At 59.1% G+C, this 23,851-nt stretch carries 20 protein-coding genes; 13 read left to right on the top strand and 7 right to left on the bottom strand.

Annotated features, from left to right (window positions below):
* The first annotated feature begins 92 nt into the window (after positions 1-92).
* The 12 genes from PQR63_RS17255 (at position 93) to prmC (ending at position 12,463) form a co-directional block, all read left to right on the top strand.
* Complete coding sequence (locus PQR63_RS17255; RefSeq protein WP_408169219.1) at positions 93-1,655, top strand: ABC transporter ATP-binding protein; 1,563 nt, start codon at positions 93-95, stop codon at positions 1,653-1,655.
* Positions 1,648-2,757 (top strand): ABC transporter permease, encoded by a 1,110-nt coding sequence (locus PQR63_RS17250; RefSeq protein WP_408169218.1) that lies wholly within the window; start codon positions 1,648-1,650, stop codon positions 2,755-2,757. The genes PQR63_RS17255 and PQR63_RS17250 overlap by 8 nt, the downstream gene beginning before the upstream one ends.
* A gap of 130 nt (positions 2,758-2,887) precedes the next feature.
* Positions 2,888-3,808 carry an ABC transporter permease gene (locus tag PQR63_RS17245; protein WP_408169217.1) on the top strand — a complete coding sequence of 307 codons (921 nt, stop codon included), beginning with the start codon at positions 2,888-2,890 and terminating at the stop codon, positions 3,806-3,808.
* Positions 3,809-3,932: 124 nt separating this feature from the next.
* The gene (locus tag PQR63_RS17240; RefSeq protein WP_408169216.1) at positions 3,933-5,072 is read left to right on the top strand and encodes a BMP family ABC transporter substrate-binding protein; all 1,140 of its coding nucleotides are present in this window, start codon (positions 3,933-3,935) and stop codon (positions 5,070-5,072) included.
* A 352-nt stretch (positions 5,073-5,424) separates the two neighbouring features.
* A complete protein-coding gene (gene minC / locus PQR63_RS17235; RefSeq protein WP_408169215.1) occupies positions 5,425-6,204 on the top strand; it encodes a septum site-determining protein MinC in 780 nt (259 codons plus the stop codon).
* 46 nt (positions 6,205-6,250) lie between these two features.
* Positions 6,251-7,066, top strand: a complete 816-nt coding sequence (gene minD / locus PQR63_RS17230; protein ID WP_007879447.1) for a septum site-determining protein MinD — start codon at positions 6,251-6,253, stop codon at positions 7,064-7,066.
* Position 7,067: 1 nt separating this feature from the next.
* The gene (gene minE / locus PQR63_RS17225; RefSeq protein WP_050476381.1) at positions 7,068-7,334 is read left to right on the top strand and encodes a cell division topological specificity factor MinE; all 267 of its coding nucleotides are present in this window, start codon (positions 7,068-7,070) and stop codon (positions 7,332-7,334) included.
* 263 nt (positions 7,335-7,597) lie between these two features.
* On the top strand, positions 7,598-8,281 hold the full coding sequence (locus PQR63_RS17220; protein ID WP_408169214.1) for a winged helix-turn-helix domain-containing protein: 684 nt from the start codon (positions 7,598-7,600) through the stop codon (positions 8,279-8,281).
* A 184-nt stretch (positions 8,282-8,465) separates the two neighbouring features.
* On the top strand, positions 8,466-9,767 hold the full coding sequence (gene hemA / locus PQR63_RS17215) for a glutamyl-tRNA reductase (protein WP_408169213.1): 1,302 nt from the start codon (positions 8,466-8,468) through the stop codon (positions 9,765-9,767).
* A 96-nt stretch (positions 9,768-9,863) separates the two neighbouring features.
* A complete protein-coding gene (gene prfA / locus PQR63_RS17210; RefSeq protein WP_408169212.1) occupies positions 9,864-10,943 on the top strand; it encodes a peptide chain release factor 1 in 1,080 nt (359 codons plus the stop codon).
* Positions 10,944-11,116: 173 nt separating this feature from the next.
* The gene (locus tag PQR63_RS17205) at positions 11,117-11,587 is read left to right on the top strand and encodes a disulfide bond formation protein B (protein ID WP_408169211.1); all 471 of its coding nucleotides are present in this window, start codon (positions 11,117-11,119) and stop codon (positions 11,585-11,587) included.
* A 6-nt stretch (positions 11,588-11,593) separates the two neighbouring features.
* The gene (gene prmC, locus PQR63_RS17200) at positions 11,594-12,463 is read left to right on the top strand and encodes a peptide chain release factor N(5)-glutamine methyltransferase (RefSeq protein WP_408169210.1); all 870 of its coding nucleotides are present in this window, start codon (positions 11,594-11,596) and stop codon (positions 12,461-12,463) included.
* 177 nt (positions 12,464-12,640) lie between these two features.
* Here the strand turns inward: prmC and PQR63_RS17195 are convergent, their stop codons facing one another.
* The 7 genes from PQR63_RS17195 to PQR63_RS17165 all read right to left on the bottom strand — a co-directional run bounded on the left by PQR63_RS17195 (position 12,641) and on the right by PQR63_RS17165 (position 23,191).
* Entirely contained in the window at positions 12,641-16,243 is a 3,603-nt protein-coding gene (locus PQR63_RS17195; RefSeq protein WP_408169209.1) for an indolepyruvate ferredoxin oxidoreductase family protein, read from the bottom strand.
* 277 nt (positions 16,244-16,520) lie between these two features.
* On the bottom strand, positions 16,521-17,399 hold the full coding sequence (gene phhA, locus PQR63_RS17190) for a phenylalanine 4-monooxygenase (protein WP_408169208.1): 879 nt from the start codon (positions 17,397-17,399) through the stop codon (positions 16,521-16,523).
* Positions 17,400-17,510: 111 nt separating this feature from the next.
* Complete coding sequence (locus tag PQR63_RS17185; RefSeq protein ID WP_408169207.1) at positions 17,511-18,209, bottom strand: GNAT family N-acetyltransferase; 699 nt, start codon at positions 18,207-18,209, stop codon at positions 17,511-17,513.
* Positions 18,210-18,218: 9 nt separating this feature from the next.
* Positions 18,219-19,442: a multifunctional CCA addition/repair protein gene (locus tag PQR63_RS17180; protein ID WP_408169206.1), complete on the bottom strand. Its 1,224-nt coding sequence runs from the start codon at positions 19,440-19,442 to the stop codon at positions 18,219-18,221.
* Positions 19,443-19,449: 7 nt separating this feature from the next.
* Positions 19,450-20,148, bottom strand: coding sequence for a glutathione S-transferase family protein (locus PQR63_RS17175; RefSeq protein ID WP_408169205.1), 699 nt, complete (start codon positions 20,146-20,148; stop codon positions 19,450-19,452).
* Between the two features lie 54 nt (positions 20,149-20,202).
* Positions 20,203-21,171 carry a complex I NDUFA9 subunit family protein gene (locus PQR63_RS17170; protein ID WP_408169204.1) on the bottom strand — a complete coding sequence of 323 codons (969 nt, stop codon included), beginning with the start codon at positions 21,169-21,171 and terminating at the stop codon, positions 20,203-20,205.
* Positions 21,172-21,232: 61 nt separating this feature from the next.
* Entirely contained in the window at positions 21,233-23,191 is a 1,959-nt protein-coding gene (locus PQR63_RS17165; RefSeq protein ID WP_408169203.1) for a lytic transglycosylase domain-containing protein, read from the bottom strand.
* Positions 23,192-23,217: 26 nt separating this feature from the next.
* Between PQR63_RS17165 and PQR63_RS17160 the strand changes: the two genes are divergently transcribed.
* The gene (locus PQR63_RS17160) at positions 23,218-23,826 is read left to right on the top strand and encodes a 5-formyltetrahydrofolate cyclo-ligase (protein ID WP_408169202.1); all 609 of its coding nucleotides are present in this window, start codon (positions 23,218-23,220) and stop codon (positions 23,824-23,826) included.
* The last annotated feature ends 25 nt before the right edge of the window (positions 23,827-23,851 follow it).

The following is a 23,851-nucleotide window of genomic DNA, read 5'->3' as shown; positions in this document are numbered from 1 at the left end:
CGACAATCTGGCTATGGTAAATTCCGCAGATCATTTGAATAACGTAAAGACCGCCTGCGCGCCTGTCCGCGCCGGTCTCTGAAGGGGAATCCGTGACTGTACCATCTTCCCGCCTGCACATCGCCCACATCCGCAAGGCCTATCCCGGCGTGCTGGCCAACGACGATATCAACCTGAGCGTCGCGCCCGGTGAGATTCACGCCGTACTCGGCGAAAACGGCGCCGGCAAATCGACGCTGATGAAGATCATCTTCGGCACCGTCAAACCCGATGCCGGCGAAATTTACTGGAACGGCGAACTGGTGCACATCGCCAATCCGCAAATCGCCCGCAAGCTCGGCATTGCCATGGTGTTCCAGCACTTCTCGCTGTTCGACACGCTGACGGTTGCTGAAAACATCGCACTGGGCCTGGATTCCGACACCGATATGCAGGAGCTGATTGCGCGTATCCGCCAGACCGGTGAAAAATACGGCCTGGAGCTGGAGCCGAATCGCCACGTCCATACTCTGTCGGTTGGCGAACGCCAGCGCGTGGAAATCGTGCGCGCGCTGCTGACCAATCCGCAATTGCTGATCCTCGATGAACCGACTTCGGTGCTGACGCCGCAAGCGGTCGAGAAGCTCTTCGTCACGCTGCGCAAGCTGGCTGATGAAGGTTGCAGCATTCTCTATATCAGCCACAAGCTCGACGAAATCCGTGCGTTGTGCCATAGCGCCACCGTGATGCGCGGCGGGCGCGTGACCGGTAACTGCGATCCGCGCAATGAAACCAGCGCCGGGCTGTCGCGCATGATGATCGGCGAAGAACTGGTACGCCTGCGCCGCGAACGCAATCCAGAGTCCCAACGCAATGAGCGCAAGCTGCACATCAATCGCCTGTGCCTGCCGAAGGCGCATCTGTTTGCCACGGAACTCAAAGACATCGAATGCGAAGTACGCGCCGGTGAAATCGTCGGCATCGCCGGTGTGTCCGGCAACGGCCAGCAAGAATTGCTGGCGGCGCTGTCCGGTGAAGATCAGCGCGCCGCGCCCAACATGATCATGCTGACCGGCAGCGCCGTCGGCCATCTGGCGCCCAATCCGCGCCGTGCCAAAGGCCTTGGCCTGGTGCCGGAAGAACGCCTCGGCCGCGGTGCCGTGCCGACGCTGAGTCTGTCGGCCAACATGCTGCTGTCGCATCAAAAAGTGCCGTACGTAAAGCACGGCATGATCGATTTCGGCTACACCCGCAAGATCGCGGCGTCCATCATCGAGCGCTTCAAGGTCAAGGCCAGCGGTCCCGATGCGCTGGCGAAAAGCCTGTCCGGCGGCAACCTGCAAAAATTCATCGTCGGCCGTGAGATGGAACGCAAACCCAGCGTCTTCATCGTTGCACAACCGACCTGGGGCGTCGACGTCGGCGCCGCTGCGCAAATTCACGCCGAAATTCTGGCGCTTAAACAAGAAGGCTGCGCCGTGCTGGTGATCTCTGAAGAACTCGACGAATTGTTCGCGCTGTGCGACCGCCTGCACGTGATCGCCAAGGGACAGTTGTCGCCGTCCATTCCCATCGAACAGGCCACGCGCGAGCAGGTTGGTTTGTGGATGAGCGGCTTGTGGAAAGAAGATACGCAGCCTGCTGCAGGTTCGGGCGCGGAGGCTGCTCATGTTTAAGTCCGCAAAATCCGCATTTACCTCTCTGCCCTTCCGGCTCGAATTGCGGGGCACGCCATCGCGCCGCATGACTTATCTGTCGCCGGTCATTGCGATCATCCTGACCTTGTTCCTGGGTGCATTGCTGTTCATCGCCTTGGGCAAGGACCCGATTGCAGGTCTGAAAGTCTTCCTCGTTGATCCGTTCAGCAGCAAGCGCGCCATCAGCGAACTGCTGCTGAAATCGATCCCGCTGATTTTGTGCGCGCTCGGTCTGGCGGTGTGCTTCCGCGCCAGTATCTGGAACATTGGCGCCGAAGGTCAGTTCACCGTCGGCGCCATGTGCGCGGGCGCGATGCTGGTGTGGATCGATGTGCCGGATCATGCTGTCTCCGGCGGTGTCGGCCTGATATTGATGATCATTGCCGGTGTGGTCGGCGGAGCATTCTGGGCCGGTATCACGGCGCTGTTACGCGACAAGTTCAACGCCAATGAAATTCTCGTTTCGCTGATGCTGACCTACGTGGCGCAGTTGCTGCTGATGTATGCGGTCAACGGCCCGCTGAAGGATCCGAACGGCATGAACTTCCCGCAATCGAAAGTGTTCTCCAGCGAGTTCATGCTGCCGACGCTGATGAGCGGCACACGCCTGCACATCGGCTTTGCCGTGACCATCGTGGCGGCGATCGTGATGGCGGTGTTCATGATGCGCAGCTTCCGCGGCTTCTCGCTGATGGTCGGCGGTGTAGCGCCGCATGCTGCACGCTATGCCGGTTTTTCCAGTCGCAATGCCTTGTGGGTGTCGCTGCTGATCTCGGGCGGCTTCGCGGGTCTGGCGGGCGCATTTGAAATCGCCGGACCGATCGGCCAGTTGTTGCCGTCGGTGTCGCCGGGTTATGGCTTTGCGGCGATCATCGTCGCCTTCATCGGCCGTCTGCATCCTATCGGCGCGGTATTCGGCGGACTGATCATGTCGCTGCTGTATCTGGGTGGCGAGCTGGCGCAGTCGCGCCTCGGCTTGCCGTCGGCGATCACGGGCGTATTCCAGGGCATGCTGCTGTTCCTGCTGCTGGCTTGCGACACATTGATCGATTATCGCCTGCGCTGGAAAAAACAAGGATGAGAGCGACTAACAAAACGCCGCTGGCGGCGTTGCTTCTCCCGGTTCAGTTTAACTAAGGTACTTTCGTACTGTCTTCGTCGGCGCGCCTTGCCACCGACGTTTTGTCAGCCGCTCTAAAGGAATACACGACATGGACCAACTCGCTCCTCTCATCGCAGCCTCAATCAACGCCGGCACACCGTTGCTGCTGGCGGCCATGGGCTTGCTCATCAATGAACGCGCCGGCGTACTCAATCTGGGCGCGGAAGGCATGATGCTGGTCGCGGCGATTGCCGGTTTCGCAGTCGGCTACACCACCAAGAGCCCGCTGCTGGGTTTCATGGCGGGCGCACTGTGCGGCATGCTGATGGCAACGCTGTTCTCCTGGCTGGCGCTGGTGCTGGCGACCAACCAGGTCGCGACCGGACTTGCGTTGTCGATCTTCGGTGCCGGCTTGTCGGCTTTCATCGGCCAGCGTTTCGTCGGTCTCGCCTTGCCTGCGCAAACTGCCGGCATTCCCGGACTAAACAGCATTCCTTTCGTCGGCCCGGCATTTTTCAATCAGCATTGGATGGCATATGTCGCGCTGCTACTGTGCGCGGCGATTGCGTGGTTTCTGTATCGCACACGCGCCGGGCTGATTCTGCGCGCAGTCGGTGAATCGCCGGAGTCGGCGCACGCGCTGGGCTATTCGGTACGTGGTATTCGCTTCATGGCCCTCTTGTTCGGCGGCGCCTGCTGCGGTCTGGCCGGTGCCTATCTGTCGCTGGTGTACACGCCGATGTGGGTCGAAGGTCTGGTGTCCGGACGCGGCTGGATCGCGCTGGCGCTGACGGCGTTTGCAACGTGGCGTCCGGCACGCGTCTTGCTGGGATCACTGCTGTTTGGTGGCGTGACGATTCTGCAGTTTTATCTGCAAGGCATCGGCGTCACGATCCCGTCACAGATTTTGTCGATGCTGCCGTATGTGGCGACCATCGTGGTGCTGGCAATGATCTCGCGCAATCCGGACTGGATTCGCCTGAATATGCCGGCGTCGCTGGGCAAGCCGTTCCGCCCGGGCGCATCCTGATTTTGTAGTTCTTGCGCAGTTTTTTATGTAGTTCGATTGATGTTTTGATTTTGCTTTTTTGCTGTTTTGCTTTTTTGCTGTCTTGCTTTTATTTACTAACAACGCTTCGCTTAGGGAGAAACAAATGAAAATTTCGCGCAGAGCCTCGATTGCGATGCTCGCCACGCTGGCAGCCGCCACTTTGATCGGCTGCGGCAAAAAAGAAGAACCAGCACCGGCCGCGGCCCCTGCTGCGGCAGCCGCTCCTGCGCCCAAGGCAGATCCGCTGAAGGTCGCCTTCGTCTACATCGGACCAGTCGGCGATGCAGGCTGGACTTTTGCCCATGACAACGGCCGCAAGGCAGTCGAAGCCAAATTCGGCGACAAGGTCAAAACCACCTTCGTCGAAAACGTGCCGGAATCGGCAGCCGACGCCGAGCGCGTGATGCGCCAGCTGGCAACCGACGGCAACAAACTGATCTTCGGTACTACCTTCGGTTACATGGAAGCGATGCTGAAAGTCGCCAAGGAATTCCCGGACGTCAAATTCGAACACGCCACCGGCTTCAAGACCGCCGACAATCTGGCGCAATACGACGTGCGTACGTATGAAGGCGCTTACCTGGCTGGCGTGGTCGCCGGCAAGATGAGCAAGTCCGGCAAGCTGGGCGTGGTGGCGTCGGTGCCGATTCCTGAAGTCGTCCGCAACATCGACGCCTTCACCATGGGTGCGCGTTCGATCAATCCGAAGGCAACCACACGCGTGGTCTGGGTGAACAAGTGGTTCGATCCGGGCAAAGAACGTGAAGCCGCGACAACACTGATCGGTCAAGGCGTCGACGTGCTGATGCAAAACACCGACTCTGCCGCTGTTGTTCAGACTGCGCAAGAAAAAGGCGTCTACGCATTCGGCTGGGACAGCGACATGACCAGCTTCGGTCCGAAGGCTCACCTGGCTGCATCGATGATCAACTGGGGTGTCTACTACACAGCACGCGTGCAAGCCGTGCTGGATGGTTCGTGGAAGACAAGCACAACCTGGATCGGCCTGAAAGAAGGCGGTATCGATCTGGGTGGCTTCAATCCTGAACTGCCGGCCGATGTGAAGGCACTGGTCGAAGAACGCAAGAAGGGTATCGCCGACGGCTCCGCTCCGATCTGGAAGGGTCCGATCAAAGACAACACCGGCAAGGAACAAGTCGCCAAAGATGCAGTGGCTGATGACGGCTTCCTGCACGGCGTGAAGTTCTACGTCGAAGGCGTGGAAGGCAAGGTACCGGGCTGATTTTCTTGTCATCCCCCGTCCGGTCTAATTCACTGGACTTGCCAATGTAACAATCTGCCGGAGACCTCACCGTCTCCGGCATTTTTTTGTGCGCTGATTTTCTTCTTCCTGCTGCCCGACACGGTCCTCGCCGGATTCATCGAAGACATCCTCTCGCAATACAGACCCCGCCTCTGCCGCAAGCCGAAAATTGCCGCCAATGGCTGCTATCAGGCCGCCAAGCTGACTGTATAATGCCAAACCAACGCAGGCTGGCGGCTGGATCGCGCCGGCGCAACACGGTTTGAGAACAATCCCCGAACGCAATGAATCTGCCGTTTTTCTCCGGGAAAACGCAGGCACTGAACAATTTATGCAAAAAGCTCGTAAACCGATCGAAATCAAGATATCCACAGTGGTCGCCATTTCCGCGATCCTGCATGAAACCGATCCGGCAGCGCTGGACAAGGCGTTGAAGGACATGACCGGCGGCGTATCCGACTTCTTTGAAGACGAATTCGCCGTGCTCGACATCGGCGCTCTCGATACCGCTGCAGCCGGCATCGACTGGACCGCGCTGGTAGCCTTGTTCAAACGCTATCGCCTCAATGCGGTCGCCGTGCGCAACGCGCCGGAAGAGCTGCACGCCGAGATCGCCGCGCAGGGACTTTCCATCGACGGCGGTGCACCGCGTCCGCCGCAGCCTGAAGCGGTAGCAGAGGAAGCGCCACAGCCGGCTCCGGCACCGACTCCTGTTGCTGCGCCTGCCCAAGCAGCGCAACCAATGCAGGCAACGCAAATAACCCCGGCCGCAGCCACGATGATCATCGACACGCCGGTACGCGCCGGCCAGCGCATTTATGCGCGTGGCGCCGATCTGGTGATCATGGCGGCGGTCAACAACGGCGCAGAAATCATCGCCGACGGCAGCATCCACGTGTATGCCCCTTTGCGCGGTCGCGCACTGGCAGGCGCCAGCGGCAATACCGGCGCGCGCATCTTCGCTGCGAGCCTGGAAGCGGAACTGGTGTCGATTGCCGGCGTCTACCGTACCTTTGAGAACGGTCATCCGCCCGAACTGGCGCAAAAACAGGTGCAGGTGCGCCTGACCGGCGACCGCATCGACGTGTTGCCGATCAACACCAGCAAATAATTTAGTATCAGCATCATCAAGTATTCAATCTTCTAAGGAGTCTTTTGTGGCAAAAATCATCGTTGTGACATCCGGTAAAGGCGGCGTCGGCAAAACGACGTCGAGCGCCAGTTTCGCATCGGGTCTGGCTCTGCGCGGACACAAGACCGTCGTGATCGACTTCGACGTCGGCCTGCGTAATCTTGACCTGATCATGGGCTGCGAACGCCGCGTGGTGTACGACCTGATCAATGTCGTCAATCAGGAAGCAACGCTGAACCAGGCGCTGATCAAGGACAAACACTGCGACAACCTGTTCATCCTGCCTGCTTCGCAAACCCGCGACAAGGATGCGCTGTCGGAAGAAGGCGTTGAACGCGTGCTGGGCGACCTGCAAAAAATGGACTTCGAATACATCATCTGCGATTCGCCGGCCGGTATCGAACACGGCGCCGTGATGGCCCTGACCTTCGCCGACGAAGCAATCATCGTGACCAATCCGGAAGTTTCTTCGGTGCGTGACTCGGACCGCATCCTCGGCATCATCCAGGCCAAGTCGCGCCGCGCCCTGAGCGGCGGCGAGCCGGTCAAGGAACACCTGCTGATCACCCGCTATTCGCCAAAGCGCGTCGAAGCCGGCGAAATGCTGTCCTATACCGACGTGCAGGAAATCCTGCGCATCCCGCTGATCGGCATCATCCCTGAATCGGAATCCGTACTGCACGCTTCCAACCAGGGCAATCCTGCGATCCATCTGAAAGAGACCGACGTTTCCGAGGCGTACCAGGATCTGGTCAGCCGTTTCCTCGGCGAAGACCTGCCGCTGCGCTTTACCAGCTACGAAAAGCCGGGCCTGCTCCAGCGTATTTTCGGAGGTAAATGACATGGCTTTGCTTTCCTTCCTGTTTCCGCCCAAGGCGAAGAGCGCCACGGCTGCCAAGGAACGCCTGCAGATCATCATCGCGCGCGAACGCGGCGGCCGCCAAGGCCAGGGATATGACTTCCTGCCGGCCTTGCACAAGGAACTGATCGAGGTCATTTCCAAGTACACCAAGGTCAACGCCGACGACATCAAGATCTCGCTGGATCGCCAGGGCAACCTGGAGGTGTTGGACGTGAACGTCGTCCTTCCGGACGCCGACGCGCCTTAAGTACTCTGCTCGTAGCCATTGCGCCGGACGGTGCGACATCCCGCAAATTTGCAGCATAGTGAAAGTGGCGAAATCGGGGCGAGACAAGGAAAAAAGCGCAGCAAGGCCGAGGCCTTGCGAGCATTTTTGACGCTGTATTCGCACCGATTTTCGACATCTTTTACGATGCAAATTTACGGGATGTCGCACCCCATCCGGCGCAATGCTTTCCGGGCCTGCACTTTGCTCATTCGGAAACGGCTTTCTTCTTTCTTCCGCGCGCCATGCACATCTCCGTCTTCAGCCATTCCGCCGCCGACATCGCCCTGATCGCACGCAGCCTGCCCGCGCACGATTGCCAGGGCGTGCAGCAGCGCGCCGATCTGCGCCGCGCGCATCCGCAATTGCTGATCGTGGATATCGCCAGCGCCGGTGCGCATCTCGCGGACCTACTGCAGATGGCCGGGACACCTGCCATTCCGGTACTGCTGCTGGCGGCGGATACGCCTTCTGACCTTGCTGCGCTGGCTGCCTTGCCGGCAGAACCGGTCGGAGAACGCCTGATCGACAGCGAATTCAAACCGCTGCGACGTAATGCGGTCGCTGCACGCGTCAAATTGCTTTTGCAACGTGCCTATCCCGATCATGACGAAAAACAGGTGCAGCAATTCGGCGACTATGTTTTCGAGTCGCCCGCGCATATCGTCACTCATGCCAGCACCCAAACTACGCTCACGCAAAAAGAGTTTGCGCTTGCCGTTTTGCTGTTCAGCAATCTTGGCCGACCGCTGTCACGCGCCTATTTGCAAGAAAGCGTCTGGGGTCAGGAAGATGAAAACGAATTGCCGACCCGCACAATCGACACCCACATCTCGCGTGTGCGCAACAAGCTGGAGTTGAAGCCGGAAAAGGGGTTTCGGCTGACGACGGTATACGGCTACGGTTATCAGCTGGAGCAACTCAAATAATGCCCCCTCGCATTATTGTCGCAATGACAAAAATGCTGCAGACCCTGTCTCCTGCTGACGTCAGTTCATAGCCTGCGTATATAGTCATTATTGATACTGTTCAAAACCCCTTTACGTGCAGCGGGTATAATACCGAGTTGATATTTCTCCATTTTTTTCGCTGTCGAGCCCCGTAAAACACGCTATGCACCTGCTTGCCGTCGGACTGAACCACACCACCGCGCCGGTTTCCCTGCGCGAGAAGGTTGCGTTCCCGACTGACCAGATCGGTCAGGCGGTGGCTTCGGCGCGAGCATGGTTCGGCCGTGCCGATCTGAGCACGAACCTGGCGCAGACCGGCGAAGCGGCGATCCTGTCGACCTGCAATCGCACTGAACTGTACGCTGCCAGCACCGCCGCACATGGCGGTGTCGACGCCGCCATCGACAGCACGGCACATTTCCTGGCCGACTACCACAAGCTTCCCTACGCCGACCTGCGTCCTTTCCTGTATGCCTTGCCGCAAGACAATGCTGTTCGCCATGCCTTCCGTGTCGCCTCCGGGCTGGATTCGATGGTACTGGGCGAACCGCAGATCCTCGGTCAGATGAAAGATGCCGTGCGCCAGGCGGATGCCGCCGGTGGACTTGGCACTTATCTTCACCAGCTGTTCCAGCGCACCTTCGCGGTCGCCAAGGAAGTACGCAGCAATACCGAAATCGGCGCGCACAGCGTGTCGATGGCCGCTGCAGCCGTACGCTTGTCGCAACGGATTTTCGATTCCATCTCGGGCCAGAACGTGTTGTTCATCGGCGCCGGTGAAATGATCGAGCTGTGCGCCACCCACTTCGCCGCACAGAATCCGAAATCGCTGACCGTTGCCAACCGCACGCTGGAACGCGGCGAAACACTGGCGCATCGCTTCAACGGCTCGGCCTTGCGCCTGGCCGATCTGCCGACGCAGTTGTCGAAGTTTGACATCGTGGTGTCGTGCACCGCCTCGTCGCTGCCGATCATAGGCCTCGGCTTGGTGGAACGTGCCGTCAAGGCCCGCCGCCACAAACCGATCTTCATGGTCGATCTGGCCGTGCCGCGCGATATCGAATCCGAAGTCGGCCGTCTGGACGACGTCTTCCTGTACACCGTCGACGATCTGGCCTCGGTCGTGCAAAGCGGCGTTGAAAACCGCCAGGCTGCCGTCGCACAAGCCGAAGCCATCATTGAAACCCGCGTGCAGTCCTTCATGCACTGGATCGACAGCCGCGCCGTTGTACCAGTCATTCAGGATCTGCATGACGCCGGTGAATCGCTGCGCATGGCTGAGCTGGAACGCGCCCGCAAGCTGCTTGCCAAGGGCGAAGACATTGACGCCGTACTCGACGCGCTGTCCAAAGGCCTCACCGCAAAATTTCTGCACGGCCCGCAACAGGCCTTGCATCACGCTCAGGGCGACGAGCGCACGCAGCTGGTTCAGTTGCTACCGCAACTGTTCCGCACCAAGCGTTAGCGACTCCATTCGCTCGCCGGGATCCCTGTGATCGCGGCTCTCTTCTGCTCGCTGCGCGAGCGTCGTATCGCCACCCATTCAACATAAAGTAAGCCCATGAAACCATCCATGCTCGCCAAACTCGACCAGCTCGCCGAACGGCTGGAAGAACTCAACAATCTGCTGATGCAGCAAGAAGCGACGTCCGACATGGACAACTATCGCAAGATGACGCGCGAGCACGCCGAACTGGGCCCGCTGGTGGCGCTGTATCACACCTACACACAGGCCGCGAACGACATCACGACGGCGCAGGAGCTGCTGTCGGATCCCGACATGAAGGAATTCGCGCAGGACGAAATCAACGGCGCCAAGGCACGTATGGAGGCGCTGGAAGGCGATCTGCAAAAGATGCTGCTGCCGAAGGATCCCAACGACGAGCGCAACATCTTCCTGGAAATCCGTGCCGGCACCGGTGGCGATGAGTCAGCGTTGTTTGCGGGCGATTTGCTGCGCATGTACACGCGCTTTGCCGAACGCAATCGCTGGCAGGTGGAGATGATGTCGGCATCCGATTCAGAAGTCGGCGGCTACAAGGAAGTCATCGTGCGTATCGCCGGTTTCGGCGCCTACTCGCGCCTGAAGTTCGAATCCGGCGGCCACCGCGTGCAGCGCGTGCCCGCCACCGAAACTCAGGGCCGCATCCATACCTCGGCTTGCACCGTCGCGGTGATGCCGGAAGCCGATGAAGTCGAAGACGTCGACATCAACCCGGCCGATATCCGCATCGACACTTATCGCGCTTCAGGCGCGGGCGGCCAGCACATCAACAAGACCGACTCGGCGGTGCGCATCACCCACATGCCGACCGGCATCGTGGTGGAATGCCAGGACGATCGCAGCCAGCACAAGAACAAGGCCTCGGCATTGAAGGTGCTGGCGGCGCGCATCAAGGACGTACAACTGCGCGAACAGCAATCCAAGGAAGCCGCCACACGCAAATCGCTGATCGGTTCGGGCGACCGCAGCGAGCGCATCCGCACCTACAATTTCCCGCAGGGACGCATGACGGATCACCGCATCAACCTGACGCTGTACAAGCTGGACTTCATCATGGATGGCGATCTGGAAGAATTGACCAACGCATTGATCACGGAACATCAGGCTGAATTGCTGGCGCAACTGGGCGACGAATAAACGATTTTGCCGTCTTGATTGAGCCTGCAATTGTTCCGCGAAAACGACCAGTAATCCAGCATTGTCGCGGCCTGTGGCACAATGCAGCAGCGCCGGAACCAATTGCACGAAGGCCCCTCTGAGGTACAGCTTCAAGTGCAGCTACCTTCGAACAACATCAAAATTAAACGCTCATGAAATCGTCCAAATCTCTGTTTCTGTCAGTCGCCCTTCTGTGCATCGCCTTGCTCGGCGCCGCCCTTTATCTCCAGATCGTCGAAGAAATGATGCCGTGTCCGCTGTGCATCATCCAGCGCTACATCTTCGTCGCCATCGCCATCATCTGCATCATCTTCGCCTTCCTGCCACCCGGCTCCGCCAAACTTGGCGCCGGTCTGGGCGTACTGGCTGCGCTCGGCGGCATCGCCACTGCCGGCTGGCATCTGTGGGTGCAGGCGCATCCTGGCACTTCCTGCGGTATCGATCCGCTGGAAACCTCCCTGAACACGGTGCCGACCGCCAACATGTTCCCGCTGCTGTTCAAGGCTGACGGCTTGTGTGCGAATCCCTACCCTTTCCTCGGTCTGTCGATTCCACAATGGTCGCTGATCTGGTTCGCCATCATCGCCATCCTGCTGGCGCGCCGCGTCTTCAAGCGCGGTTGATTTTCTGTGAATGATTTTTCAGACATCCCGCCATGCATCAGCCTGGCCGAGGCGCTGCGCAGCGCACCGCTCGATATGCTGGAAAATCGCATCCTGATCGGCCATGCGCTGCAACTGACGCGCATCCAGTTGATCACGCAATCCGAACGTCTGCTTACGGCGGCAGAAGCGACGCAACTGACCGCGCTGTTTCGCCGCCGCCTGCAAGGCGAGCCGATTGCCTACATCGTCGGTGAGCGCGAATTCTTCGGCCTCACCTTGCAGGTCACACCGGATGTATTGATTCCTCGCCCCGATACCGAATTGCTGGTAGAGCTGTCGCTGGAGCGCTTGCCGCAGCAAGGCAAGGCGCTCGACATGGGCACCGGTTCGGGCGCCATTGCGGTTGCGATTGCGCACACGCGGCCGGATGTTGCCATGACTGCGCTGGATGTCAGTGAAGGCGCATTGAAGGTTGCTGCGAGCAATGCGCAGCGGCATGGCGCCAAAGTACATTTCTTGCGCAGCGACTGGTACGCCGCACTCGACGTCGGTGTCGACACCGCCAAGTCACCGCAACCGTATCTTGATCTGATCGTTTCCAATCCGCCTTATATCGTCGCCGGAGACATGCATTTGTCACAGGGTGATTTGCGCTTCGAACCGATCGGTGCATTGACCGATCACGCCGACGGCTTGTCAGCCTTGCGCATCATCATCGACGGTGCAGCGGCTTATCTGAAGCCGGATGGCTGGCTGCTGATGGAGCATGGTTACGATCAGTCGGAAGCCGTGCGCAAGCTGCTGCAACAACGCGGTTTCGCCGAGGTGCAAAGCTGGCAAGATCTGGCGGGAATCGAACGGGTCAGCGGCGGCAAGCTCCCCCGCGCTTCGTAACAAATCTCACGCCCGAAAACAAAAACACCGTCGTCCTGACGAAAGTCAGGACCCAGCGACGTTTGTCGCATCCAATAAAATCCATTGAACACTGTACGACACTGGGTCCCAGCGTTCGCTGGGACGACGGTGAATGCCAGGGCCTGCTAACAGGCCCTAACGCTATCTGCAGGACTATCAGGCAGCCTGCTTGCCACCTTCCGGCACATGCGGCTTCTGACCTGCATCAAACATTCGCAGCAAATCCGCTTCCTTCTGCTTGGCTGCTTTCAGATGACGTTCCTTGACGTGGCCGTAACCGCGGATCTCTTCCGGGATACGCGCAATCGCCGTTGCCTGCGCAAGATTGTCAGCGTTGAGTTTGCTTAACAAGCCGCTGACGGTATTGCAGTATTCGCCGATCAGCGCGCGCTCCTGTTTCCGCTCATCGGTGTAGCCGAATACGTCCAGCGGCGTGTTGCGCAAGAAGCGTAGCTTCGCCAGCACGCCAAAGGCACGCATCATCCACGGACCATATTGCTTCTTGATCAGATGGCCGTTGTTGTCGTGCTTGGCCAGCAACGGCGGCGCCAGATGGAATTTCAGCTGGTAATCGCCCTCGAACATGCCGGCGATTTTTTCGCGGAAGGCTGGCGCGGTATAAAGACGCGCCACTTCATACTCATCCTTGTACGCCATCAGCTTGAACAGGTAAGTCGCGACTGCCGTGCTGAGTTTCATCGCCTTGGCCGATTCGCCCAAGGCAGATTCTGCGCGGCGCACCTGCTCGACGAAATCGCTGTACTGACGTGCATACGCAGCGTTCTGATACTGCGTCAGGAAGTCGACGCGCTTGGCCAGCACTTCTTCCAGCGACGGCGGACGCTTGAAGTCGATCACTTGCGCGGTCATGCCATTGCGGCGTGCAGCCAACGCCACGGCGTCCGCATCATGCGCAGCGGCGCGGCCCCAGCCGAAGGCCTGCTTGTTGAAGTCGACCGACAAGGCATTGAGTTCAATGGCCTTGAGAAGCGCGCCTTCTGACAGCGGCACCCAGCCGCGTTGCCAGGCATAGCCGAGCATGAACATGTTGGTCGCAATGGCGTCGCCCATCAGTGCGGTGGCGATATTGCCGGCATCGATCAACGCCACGCGATCCTTGCCGCAGGCGCTTTGGATGCTGCCTTCAGCGGACACCGTCGGGAACTGCCAGTCCGGATTGCGCACGAAGGCCGCTGTCGGCATCTGCGTCGAATTGACCGCCGCGTGCGTACGTCCTTCGCCCATGCGTGACAAGGCGTCGCGGCTGGCGGTGACGATCACGTCGCATCCGATCACCAGATCCGCCGCACCGGTACCGACACGGGTGGAATAGAGATCGTCGGCATGGTCGGACAAGCGCACGTGCGACATCACCGGCCCGCCTTTTTGCGCGAGACCGCTCATGTCCAGCACCGAGCAGGCCTTGCCTTCGACGTGAGCCGCCATCGCCAGAATCTGGCCGATGGTGATCACGCCGGTGCCGCCGATACCGGTGACGACGATGCCATAGGTGTCACCCATGGCCGGTAGTTGCGGCTCAGGAAGTACCGGTCCTTGAACTTGCCCGGCGGCTTCGGTCTTTTCCACAGCAACGCGTTTGGCTTTCTTCAGCTTGCCGCCCTCCACCGTGACGAAGCTCGGGCAGAAGCCATTCACACAGGAATAATCCTTGTTGCATGACGATTGATTGATCTGACGCTTGCGGCCGAACTCGGTCTCCAGCGGCTCCACCGACAGGCAGTTGGACTGCACGCTGCAGTCGCCGCAGCCTTCGCACACGGCTTCATTGATGACGGCGCGCTTGGCGGGGTCGGGATAGGCGTCGCGTTTGCGGCGGCGGCGTTTTTCCGAGGCGCAGGTCTGGTCGTAAATCATGGCGGACACGCCCGGCACTTCACGCAGCTCGCGCTGTACGGCATCGAGTTCGCTGCGATGGCGAATCGTCACACCGTCAGCCCATGGTGTGCCGGCAGGATATTTGTCCGGCTCGTCGGTGACGACGATGATGGGACGCACATTTTCCGCTGCCAGCTGGCGCGAGATCATGGCCGGATCGAGCGGGCCGTCAAACTCTTGTCCGCCGGTCATTGCGACCGCATCGTTGTACAGAATCTTGTAGGTCATGTTGACCTTGCCCGCCACGGCGGCGCGCACCGCCAGCAAGCCCGAATGGAAATAGGTGCCGTCGCCCAAATTAGAGAACACATGCTTCTCGCTGGTGAACGGCGCCTGGCCGACCCAGGTCACACCCTCGCCGCCCATGTGCGAAAAGATCGACGACTCGCGGTCCATCCAGGTCACCATGTAGTGACAACCGATACCGGCCAATGCGCGGCTGCCGTCGGGCAGTTTGGTCGAGGTATTGTGCGGACAGCCCGAACAGAAATGCGGGATACGATCCTTGTTGGGATCGGGCTTGGTGCTGACGTTGAGCGTGGCTTCCTTGGCTTCTAGGAAGGCGATGCGTGCCTTGACGCGCTGCTCAATCGGATGACCGGCGTAGTACTTGGAAATACGCGTCGCGATGGCGCGTGCGATCTGCGCCGGGCTCAGCTCATACGTTGCGGGCAGCAGCCAGTTACCGTGGCCTTCGCGCGGCGAGCCGCTCCATTCGCCAGTGTCGTCGAACTTGCCGACCACGCGCGGACGCACGTCGTCGCGCCAGTTGTAGAGTTCTTCCTTGATCTGGTATTCCAGGATCTGACGCTTCTCTTCGACCACCAGGATTTCATCGAGGCCTTGCGCAAACTCGCGCACACCTTCGGCTTCCAGCGGCCAGGTCATGCCGATCTTGTAGAGACGAATGCCGATATCGCGCGCGACTTGTTCATCGATGCCGAGATCGTAGAGCGCCTGGCGCGTGTCGAGATAAGACTTGCCGGCGGTGACGATGCCGATGCGCGCCTTCGGGCTGTCCCAGATGATCTGGTTGAGTTTGTTGACGCGGGCGTAGGCCAGCGCGGCGTACCACTTGTAGACGTTCATCCGTGCTTCCTGATCGAGCACGGTGTCAGGCTGGCGGATGTTGAGGCCGCCCGGCGGCAATTCGAAATCGTTTGGAATAATCGGCTGCACGCGTTGCGAATCGATCATCACCGACATGCCGGATTCGACGATGTCGGTCACGCATTTCATCGATACCCACAGACCGGTGTAGCGGCTCATGGCCCAACCATGCAGGCCATAGTCGAGGTATTCCTGCACCGATGAGGGATAAAGCACCGGGATGCCGCAGGCCTTCAGGATGTGTTCGCTCTGATGCGCAGTGGTAGAAGATTTGGCGGCATGGTCGTCGCCGGCGATAACCAGCACGCCGCCGTGCTGCGAGGTGCCGGCCATGTTGGCGTGTTTGAAGACGTCGCCGCAGCGATCCACGCCGGGGCCCTTGCCATACCACAGCGAGAACACGCCGTCGTATTGCGCTCCCGGGAACAAGTTGACCTGCTGCGTACCCCACACGGCGGTGGCGGCCAGATCTTCGTTCATGCCGGGATGGAATTTGACGTGCGCGGCGTCCAGATATTTCTTGGCCTTGGCGGCGGTCTGATCGACCGTACCCAGCGGCGAACCGCGATAGCCGGTGACATAACCGGCCGTGTTCAGTCCTGCCTGGAGGTCGTGCTGCCGCTGCAGCATCGGCAGCCGTATCAATGCTTGTATCCCGGTCATGAAAACCCGGCCGCGCTCCAGCGCGTATTTGTCGTCGAGGGAAATGTCATCCAGCAACAGGCGTTGACTGGAAGGTAGGGGTGCGTTCATGCGCTTGTCTCCGTGCCAAAAATCGTGTCTTTGTTTGCACATGGATCTGTTCGAGATCCTGCTTAAAACGCGTTCGCCTTGTGGGCGAATGGTTTCTTTCTTTTGATATGGCTACAGTAGCACAAGCGGCTTATTGCCGCTACGCACGGTGCAACACGCCCGGGGCACTGCTGAGGGAGAAGCTGACTGCGTCCTGACCGAGTGCTGACGGCATGAAAAAAGCCCCGGCTTTTAGGCAGGGGCTTCGTCCAAAACTTGATACGGAGACAAGCTCCGGTCAAGCGACCAGAAAGTTTTTCTCTCCCGGCAATAGCGTATTGGCCGGCAGCGCATCCTGTGCCTTCAATTGCTCATACAGCGCGGTGAAATCCGGCGCCGTGTCATCGAACAATTGCTGGAAGTCGCGAATGACGAAGTAAGTTTCCTGGTACGAATCGATCTTGTACAAGGTGCGCATGACGCGGTCGAGCTGGAAAGGAATCCGGTTCGGTTCCGGATTGCGCAGGCAGTATTCCACCTCGCCGCCCGACGACAAAATACCGGCGCCGTAGATACGCAAACCCTCGGGACTCTGGATCAGGCCGAACTCGATCGTGTACCAATACAGGCGCGCGAGGAAGGCCAGGCCGTCCAGCTTCAATGCCTTGAGGCCACCCTTGCCGTATTCCTGCAAATGTTCGGCAAAAATCGGATTGAACAGCAGCGGTACATGGCCGAAGAAATCGTGGAAGACGTCGGGCTCAACGATGTAATCGAACTCATGTTCTTCACGCAACCAGACCGTCACCGGGAAGCGGCGATTGGCCAGATGCTCGAAGAAAGTATGGTCCGGCACCAAACCCGGCACGGCGACCAGCTGCCAGCCGGTGGCCTTGTACAGTGCCTCGGTGGTGCGATCGAATTGCGGAATGCCTTGCGAGACGTCGAGGGTTTTGATGCTGTCGAGGAAGACGTCGCAGGCACGGCCGGGAATCAGCTTGGCCTGGCGCTCATACAGACGTCGCCATAGTGCGTGTTGTTCAGGTGTATAGCCGGCCCAGTTCTGGGCCACGACGTAGTTCTTGTCGGCGTGCGTGTAATCGCCGCGCAATGCCCCGCTGTCGGATTTTGTCGCGACGCTGGCAAAGAAATCGTCGGTAGAGACGGTAGTTTCCATGGGAATGTTTATTGAAATACGTTGATAGCCGCGTTGAGAACCATATTATGCGCCTTCCGCCCGGTTTGCATCCAACGCTGGCGTGGATCTCTGATCCAGATCAAACCGTGCTCAGGATTTGGGCTTGCCGATGCCGGTGACCTTGCCTACCCATTTGAACAGCGCACGCATGTTGGCTTTGACGATGTAGTCGATCATGGCGACCTGTTCTTCCATCGCTTCCTGGAAGACGGTGACGGAATTGGCGGGCTTGAGTTTGAGATAGGCGTCGGCCTCGCCGTAGTCGCGGTGGATTTCCATGCCGGCTTTGCGGGCGATGTGCATCATCACCTTATTGGACGAGAGGCAATGCATGTAGAGCGTGTCGACATCTGCATTGCGGCAGTGTATTGCCCCACGCTCGAACAGCTTGGTGCCCACGCCCATGCCACGTGCTGCCGCCGATACCGAGACGCCGAATTCGGCCACGCGCGCCTTGATGGTGGCACCGGATACAGGCGAGGTCTCGCGCGGTGCGAAAGCCAGATGACCGACGCCGAGCAGGCGCAGCTTGCGATCATAGACGCCGAAAATGGTGTCGCGCGTGAAGTCGATCTTCTCCACGTAGCGCGTCACCAGATCGTCGGACAGCTTGGTGCCGAAGCGCAGCAGCCGGTCTTTTTCTTCCAGCGCCAGAAAATGTCGCAACAGATGTCGGCGCGAACGCGGCGACAGCTCCTTGACGAGGATCAGCGGTTTGTCCGATGCCTCGATAATGGTGCGCTTCAACCCTTCCAGCCGGGTGCGCAGTTGCGTGGTGAGTTTTGACATGGGCGCAGTTTAGCGGATCTGCGCCGCATAATCTGCCACAGCCTCGGTACGCGCCGCCAGAATTGCTTCAGGAATGCGCTGCGGCTGATCCTTGTACTTCGCGGCGATGGCGCCGGCGTCGACGCCCTGCGCGATTTTCAAGGCGCCCATGAGGTAATTCAGTTGCGGAAACTCAACCTCTTCGAAGCCGGTGCGGCCGCGGCGGTCGCACTCGGATGCCTGCAGCATTTCACGGAATCGCTCCGGCTTGCGGAAGCCGTCGCAGCGCGCCAGTAAATTGACGATGGTGGCAGGACGCAGTTCAAACGCGCGGCCGACGTTGCCGTGTTCACGCGCGGTGATGACAGCGAGATCGCGGCAATCGTTGGGGACTTTGAGGCGATCACAAATTCCCTGCACCAGCTCGACGCTACGGCCTTCATGACCATGATGGCTGGGCCACAGATCCGGCGGCGTGGTACCTTTGCCGAGATCATGCATCAAGGCGGCAAAGCGCACGCCCAGCGAATACGATTGGCTCGCCGCGTAGTCGAGCACCATCATGACGTGGACGCCGGTGTCGATTTCGGGATGGTATCTGGCCGGTTGAGGCACGCCCCAGAGCGCATTCAATTCAGGCAGGATGCGCGCCAATGCACCACATTCACGCAGCACGTTGAACATGCGCGACGGCGTCTTTTCCATCATGCCGCGCGCCAGTTCTTGCCAGACGCGTTCCGGCACCAAAGCGTCAACTTCGCCGGCTTGCACCATCTTCTGCATCAGCGCATTGGTTTCGGGAGCGACGGTAAAATCAGGAAAACGTGCGGCAAAACGCGCCATGCGCAAGATGCGTACCGGGTCTTCAACGAAAGCATCAGAGACGTGACGAAACACACGGCGGCGAATGTCTTCCTGTCCGTGATACGGATCGACCAGCACGCCGTCTTCACCCTTGGCAATGGCGTTGATGGTGAGGTCGCGGCGCGCCAGATCCTGCTCCAGCGTGACGGCGCTGTCGGTATGAAAGACGAAGCCTTTATAGCCCGGTGCAGTCTTGCGCTCGGTGCGCGCCAGCGCGTATTCCTCTTGCGTCTCAGGATGCAGAAATACCGGAAAATCCTTGCCGACCGGACGAAAACCCTGCGCCAGCATGTCTTCCGGCGTGGCGCCGACGACCACGTAGTCGTGATCCTGCACGGGCAAACCGAGCAGTTCATCGCGTACCGCACCGCCGACGACATAAATCTTCATGGACAACTCAATGATCCGGCAGGATTTCTTTTTCGGCCAACGCTTCGGCGATCCACTTCGCTACCGCAGGATGCGCGACGACGCGGTCGACGTAGGCTTGCAGTGCCGGTGCCAGCGATACCTGATAGCTGCGGAAACGCATCACCACCGGCGCGTAGAAGGCATCGGCGATGGAGAAATCGCCGAACAGGAATTCGTGATGGCCGAATTCGGACAGACAGTCTTCCCAGATTTCGCATACACGACCGATATCGCCCTGGGCTTCGGGCGTGCGGCCCTTGCCGGGATAGCTGCCGCGAATATCCATGCTCATGGCGCTACGCAAGCCCGTGAAGCCGGAATGCATTTCGGCGGTGATACTGCGTGCGACGGCGCGTGCCGCGGTCTCTTGCGGCCACAGTGCGCGGTCGGGAAATTGTTCGGCCAGGTATTCGCAGATTGCCAGAGAATCCCAGATATGCGTCTGACCATCCAGCAAAACGGGGACACGACCGGCGGCGGAATATTCCGCAATCTTGCTGGCCGTGTCAGGCTGGTCGAGGCAGATGCGAATTTCGCGGAAAGGAATGTCAAACGCCGTCAGCACCACCCACGGGCGCATCGACCAGGACGAGTAGTTCTTGTTGCCGATCACCAGGGTAATGGCGTTCTTGCCGGCCTTTTCCAACGTAGCCGACAAGGTCGGATCGAGTTCGGTATTCTGCATGCTGTCTGTCCTTTGATGACTTGTCTTGCTCTTACCCGGTTTGGCGTTGTGCCTTTACCGCCTGGCGCCGCTACGGTAAGCGTCCATTTGCTGCTGCATGTGTACACCGGCAAGATAACGCGGTGCAATCGCTTCCAGAGCGGTCGGCGTAATGCCGAGTTCAGCCGCAATCGGCCCATCGGCAATATTGTCCACCTGCATGGAAGCAAGATTATCGCGACTCATCATACGTCCTGGCAAATATTCCAGACACAATGCTTGCAACAATGCCAACGCCGGCGGCAGACCAATGATGAGGCGAGGATGCCCGGAATACAAACCAGCCAGTTGAACCAGCTCGCGAAGGCTATAAATTTTTGGCCCTGCCAGTTCGTAGGTTTTGCTCCCGGTTGATTCACTCTGCAAAGCTGTGACGAATGCCTGCGCCACATCACCCACGTAGACCGGCTGGAATTTGGCGTCGGCGCTGCCGAGCGGCATGAGCGGAAAACGTTTTTGCAAAGCAGCGAACAGATTCAGGAATCGGTCGCCCTCCCCGAATACCACCGAGGGACGGAACACGGTTGTCGCCAGATCAGCATTCGCAAATGCAGCCGCTTCGCCGGCCGCCTTGGAACGCAGATACATTGACGCTCCCTGCGCAGAAGCACCGAGAGCGCTCATATGCAGGTAACGTTTAACACCATGGCGACGACAGGCAGCAACGATCTTGCGCGGCAAATCCACGTGTGCCCTCTGAAAATCGGGACCATAGTCGCTGCCACTGGGGCCGCGACGCGAATGCAGGATGCCGACCAGATTGACTACGGCATCCACACCGTCGAACAAGGTGTCCAGCGCCGCTTCGTCATGTACGTCAGCGACTGCTGTTCGCACGGTCGGCATCACCAACAGATGCTTGCTACGCTCGTAGCGCCGGGTCGGCACGACGACGCGACTGGCCGTGCTACGCGCCAGTTGCGCCACTACCTGGCTGCCAATGAACCCGGAGCCACCGATTACCAGTATGTTTTTATACGTCATGATCAGTTGTCGCTTTCGTTGCTAGTTCGTCTTACCGTAGCGCCTTGTGATCAGCGCGCCATCACGGCAAATCGGTCGGGGTATTGGTGCGCGGCGCGACCGTGCCGAGTCGTTGTTTCAGCGACTGTGGCTTGTTCTCGAACAGCGCGGCATAGTAGGTCGCATTGGACATGACATTCTTGACGTAACCCCGTGTCTCGTTGAACGGAATCGATTCGGCGAAGATCGCCCCTTCTACAGGACGATTCAAGGTCGAGCGCCAGGTCCGTGGACGTCCCGGCCCGGCGTTATACGCGGCCGTTGCCAATGCCTGCGAGCCGTCGAGATTGTTCAGCACCATGTTGAGGTAGCTGGTGCCTAGCAGCAGGTTGGTGTTGATGTCGTTGATCTGGTCTTGCGTGAATTCAGTCAGGCCGATTTTCTTGGCGACGTACTTCGCGGTCGATGGCATCAGTTGCATCAGGCCGGATGCGCCGACATAGGATTTCGCATTTTTGATGAAGCGCGATTCCTGGCGGATCAAACCATAGACCCAGGCGTTTTCCAGACCCAGCGGACGCGTGTTCGCGCTCATTTCGGTCAGGTGCGGTGCCGGGAAGCGCTGGGTGAAATCCATCTCCAGCTTGGTGCGATCCGAGGTGTTGACCATACGGTCGAGCACATCGCTCTGGCGTGCGAATTCTGCGGCAGCCAGCAACTGACGGTCGTTCATCTTGCGCAGCTCCCAGTTCCATTCGCGAATGCCTTCGTAGCGCATGTTCAGGTCATAGAATTTGATCGCACGCTTGAATCCGGTGTTCTGCGCCATCGGCGCGATCTCAGCTGGTGTCGGAGGTACTGGTCCCGGCGGAATGATGATCTTCTGCCCAAGGTCTTCCGTGGCAAGTTGGCCGTAGAAGCTGACGTTGGAAGCGATCGACTGAAACAGACGCTGAGAAGCCTCGGTCTGGCCGTCTTCCCTCAGTGCACGGGCCAACCAATAAGTCCACGTGATATCGCTGCGCAATGAACCTGGCATGGCGTCGATGGTGGACTTGACCATCTTCCAGTCACCGGCGCGCAGTGCAATCCGCGCCTTCCATTGATACGCTTCGTAGGACAGCGGCGCATCTTTGGTCTTGCGCCAGTAATCGATGGCTTCGGGCATCAGCTTCATGGAGGCAGGCAAAGCAATCTGCGCCCAGGCGATGGCTTGTTCCTGCGCGGTCAGTCCCGATGCGCTGCTGAGAAAGGTGGCGGCCTGTTGCGGGTTACCCTTTGCAGCGCGGCCGATGGCGATGATGTACAGCTCGTGCGAAGTACGTCCTGCCCCAGGCCCACGCGCCAGCATCAGCGCGGGCTTATCGATGACTTGTTGCAGACTGACGTCGCCATTGTCGGTAAAAATCGCCGCGCGGCGCGCAACCGTCGTGTTGCCGGCTTCCACCGCCTGGCGAATCTGCGCCCACAGATCGCTTTCACTGAACTGGTGATTTTGCGCCAGCGTACCGATCAGGTCGCTACAGCCCTGGCCATAATCCTTGGGACTGGTCAGCAAGGCGCGCGCTTCATCGGCGACGTTTTGCCCCTTGAGAGCACGAGAATTGAGGGCAAAACATTTGACCTGCACATCGTCGTTCAGGACAAAGAGGGGATACTGCTCGTCAAAAGTCGTCCAGTCGCCGGTCTTGCCAAGCGCCAACAGCCAGTCGTTACGCAGGCGATCGGCAATGGCGCTGCCATCATAGCGAGCAAGAAAATCGCGGATCTCGGAAACCGGCGCTGTGAAATCGCGTACACGCGGTTTGAGCCGATAATAGTCAACATAGGAAGGAATGACATAATCCGGCAGACGCGCCGCCAGACTCACCGAGGTCACCGAATCGTCAGAACGCGAAGCATCACGCAAGGCGAGAAAGACGTCATCGGGCGCGGCATTGGCAGATGGACGTTTTTGCGCATACGCCGGCATCGCAAAACTGAGTGCTGCTGCCGTTGCTACGGCACAGGTGATCACAACCACGCATTTCTTTAATTGCATTCTTATACAACCTTAGATTGAGACAGATGACGACTTCAAGGATAGCACGCGACACCACGCCGTCCGACACTGCTGATACCTCGGCAAACACAAGGTCGCCGGCTTCGGAAAAATCCGCGCTGCGCACCAGCTTGCTGGCTGCCCGCAAAGACATGACACCTGCTGCCAAAGCCGCGGCAGAAGCCGCTATTTGTGTGCGCCTGCTGGCATGGCTGCAAACTCAGGAAATTGCCAGCATCGGTGTTTATCACCCGATCCGGCAAGAACCGGATCTACATCTGGCTTATAACGCGCTGAGTACTCAAGGCGTGCACCTGTCGCTGCCGATTATTCGCGGAAAAGAATTGCCGCTGGAATTCGTGCGCTGGACGCCGGGAGAAGCACTGGTCAAAGACGCCATGGGAACATCGGTACCGGCACAGGGAGAAATCGTGCAGCCGCAAGCTTTGCTGATCCCTTGCCTGGGCTTCAATGCGGCACGTTTACGGCTCGGCTACGGAGGTGGTTTCTATGACCGAACCCTGGCGAAAACGCCGCGTCCGCTGGCAATCGGGATCGCTTATGCCGATGCGTTAGTGGAGTTTGACGGGCAGGCGCATGACATCGCGCTGGACATGATGATTACTGACGGCTGATGTGAATAACATGCCGTCGAGCGGA

This window comes from Herbaspirillum rhizosphaerae (assembly GCF_046025915.1).
GTDB lineage: Bacteria > Pseudomonadota > Gammaproteobacteria > Burkholderiales > Burkholderiaceae_D > Herbaspirillum > Herbaspirillum rhizosphaerae_A.
The sequence above is the reverse complement of the archived record's forward strand: the minus strand, read 5'-3'. Positions and strand labels throughout refer to the sequence as shown.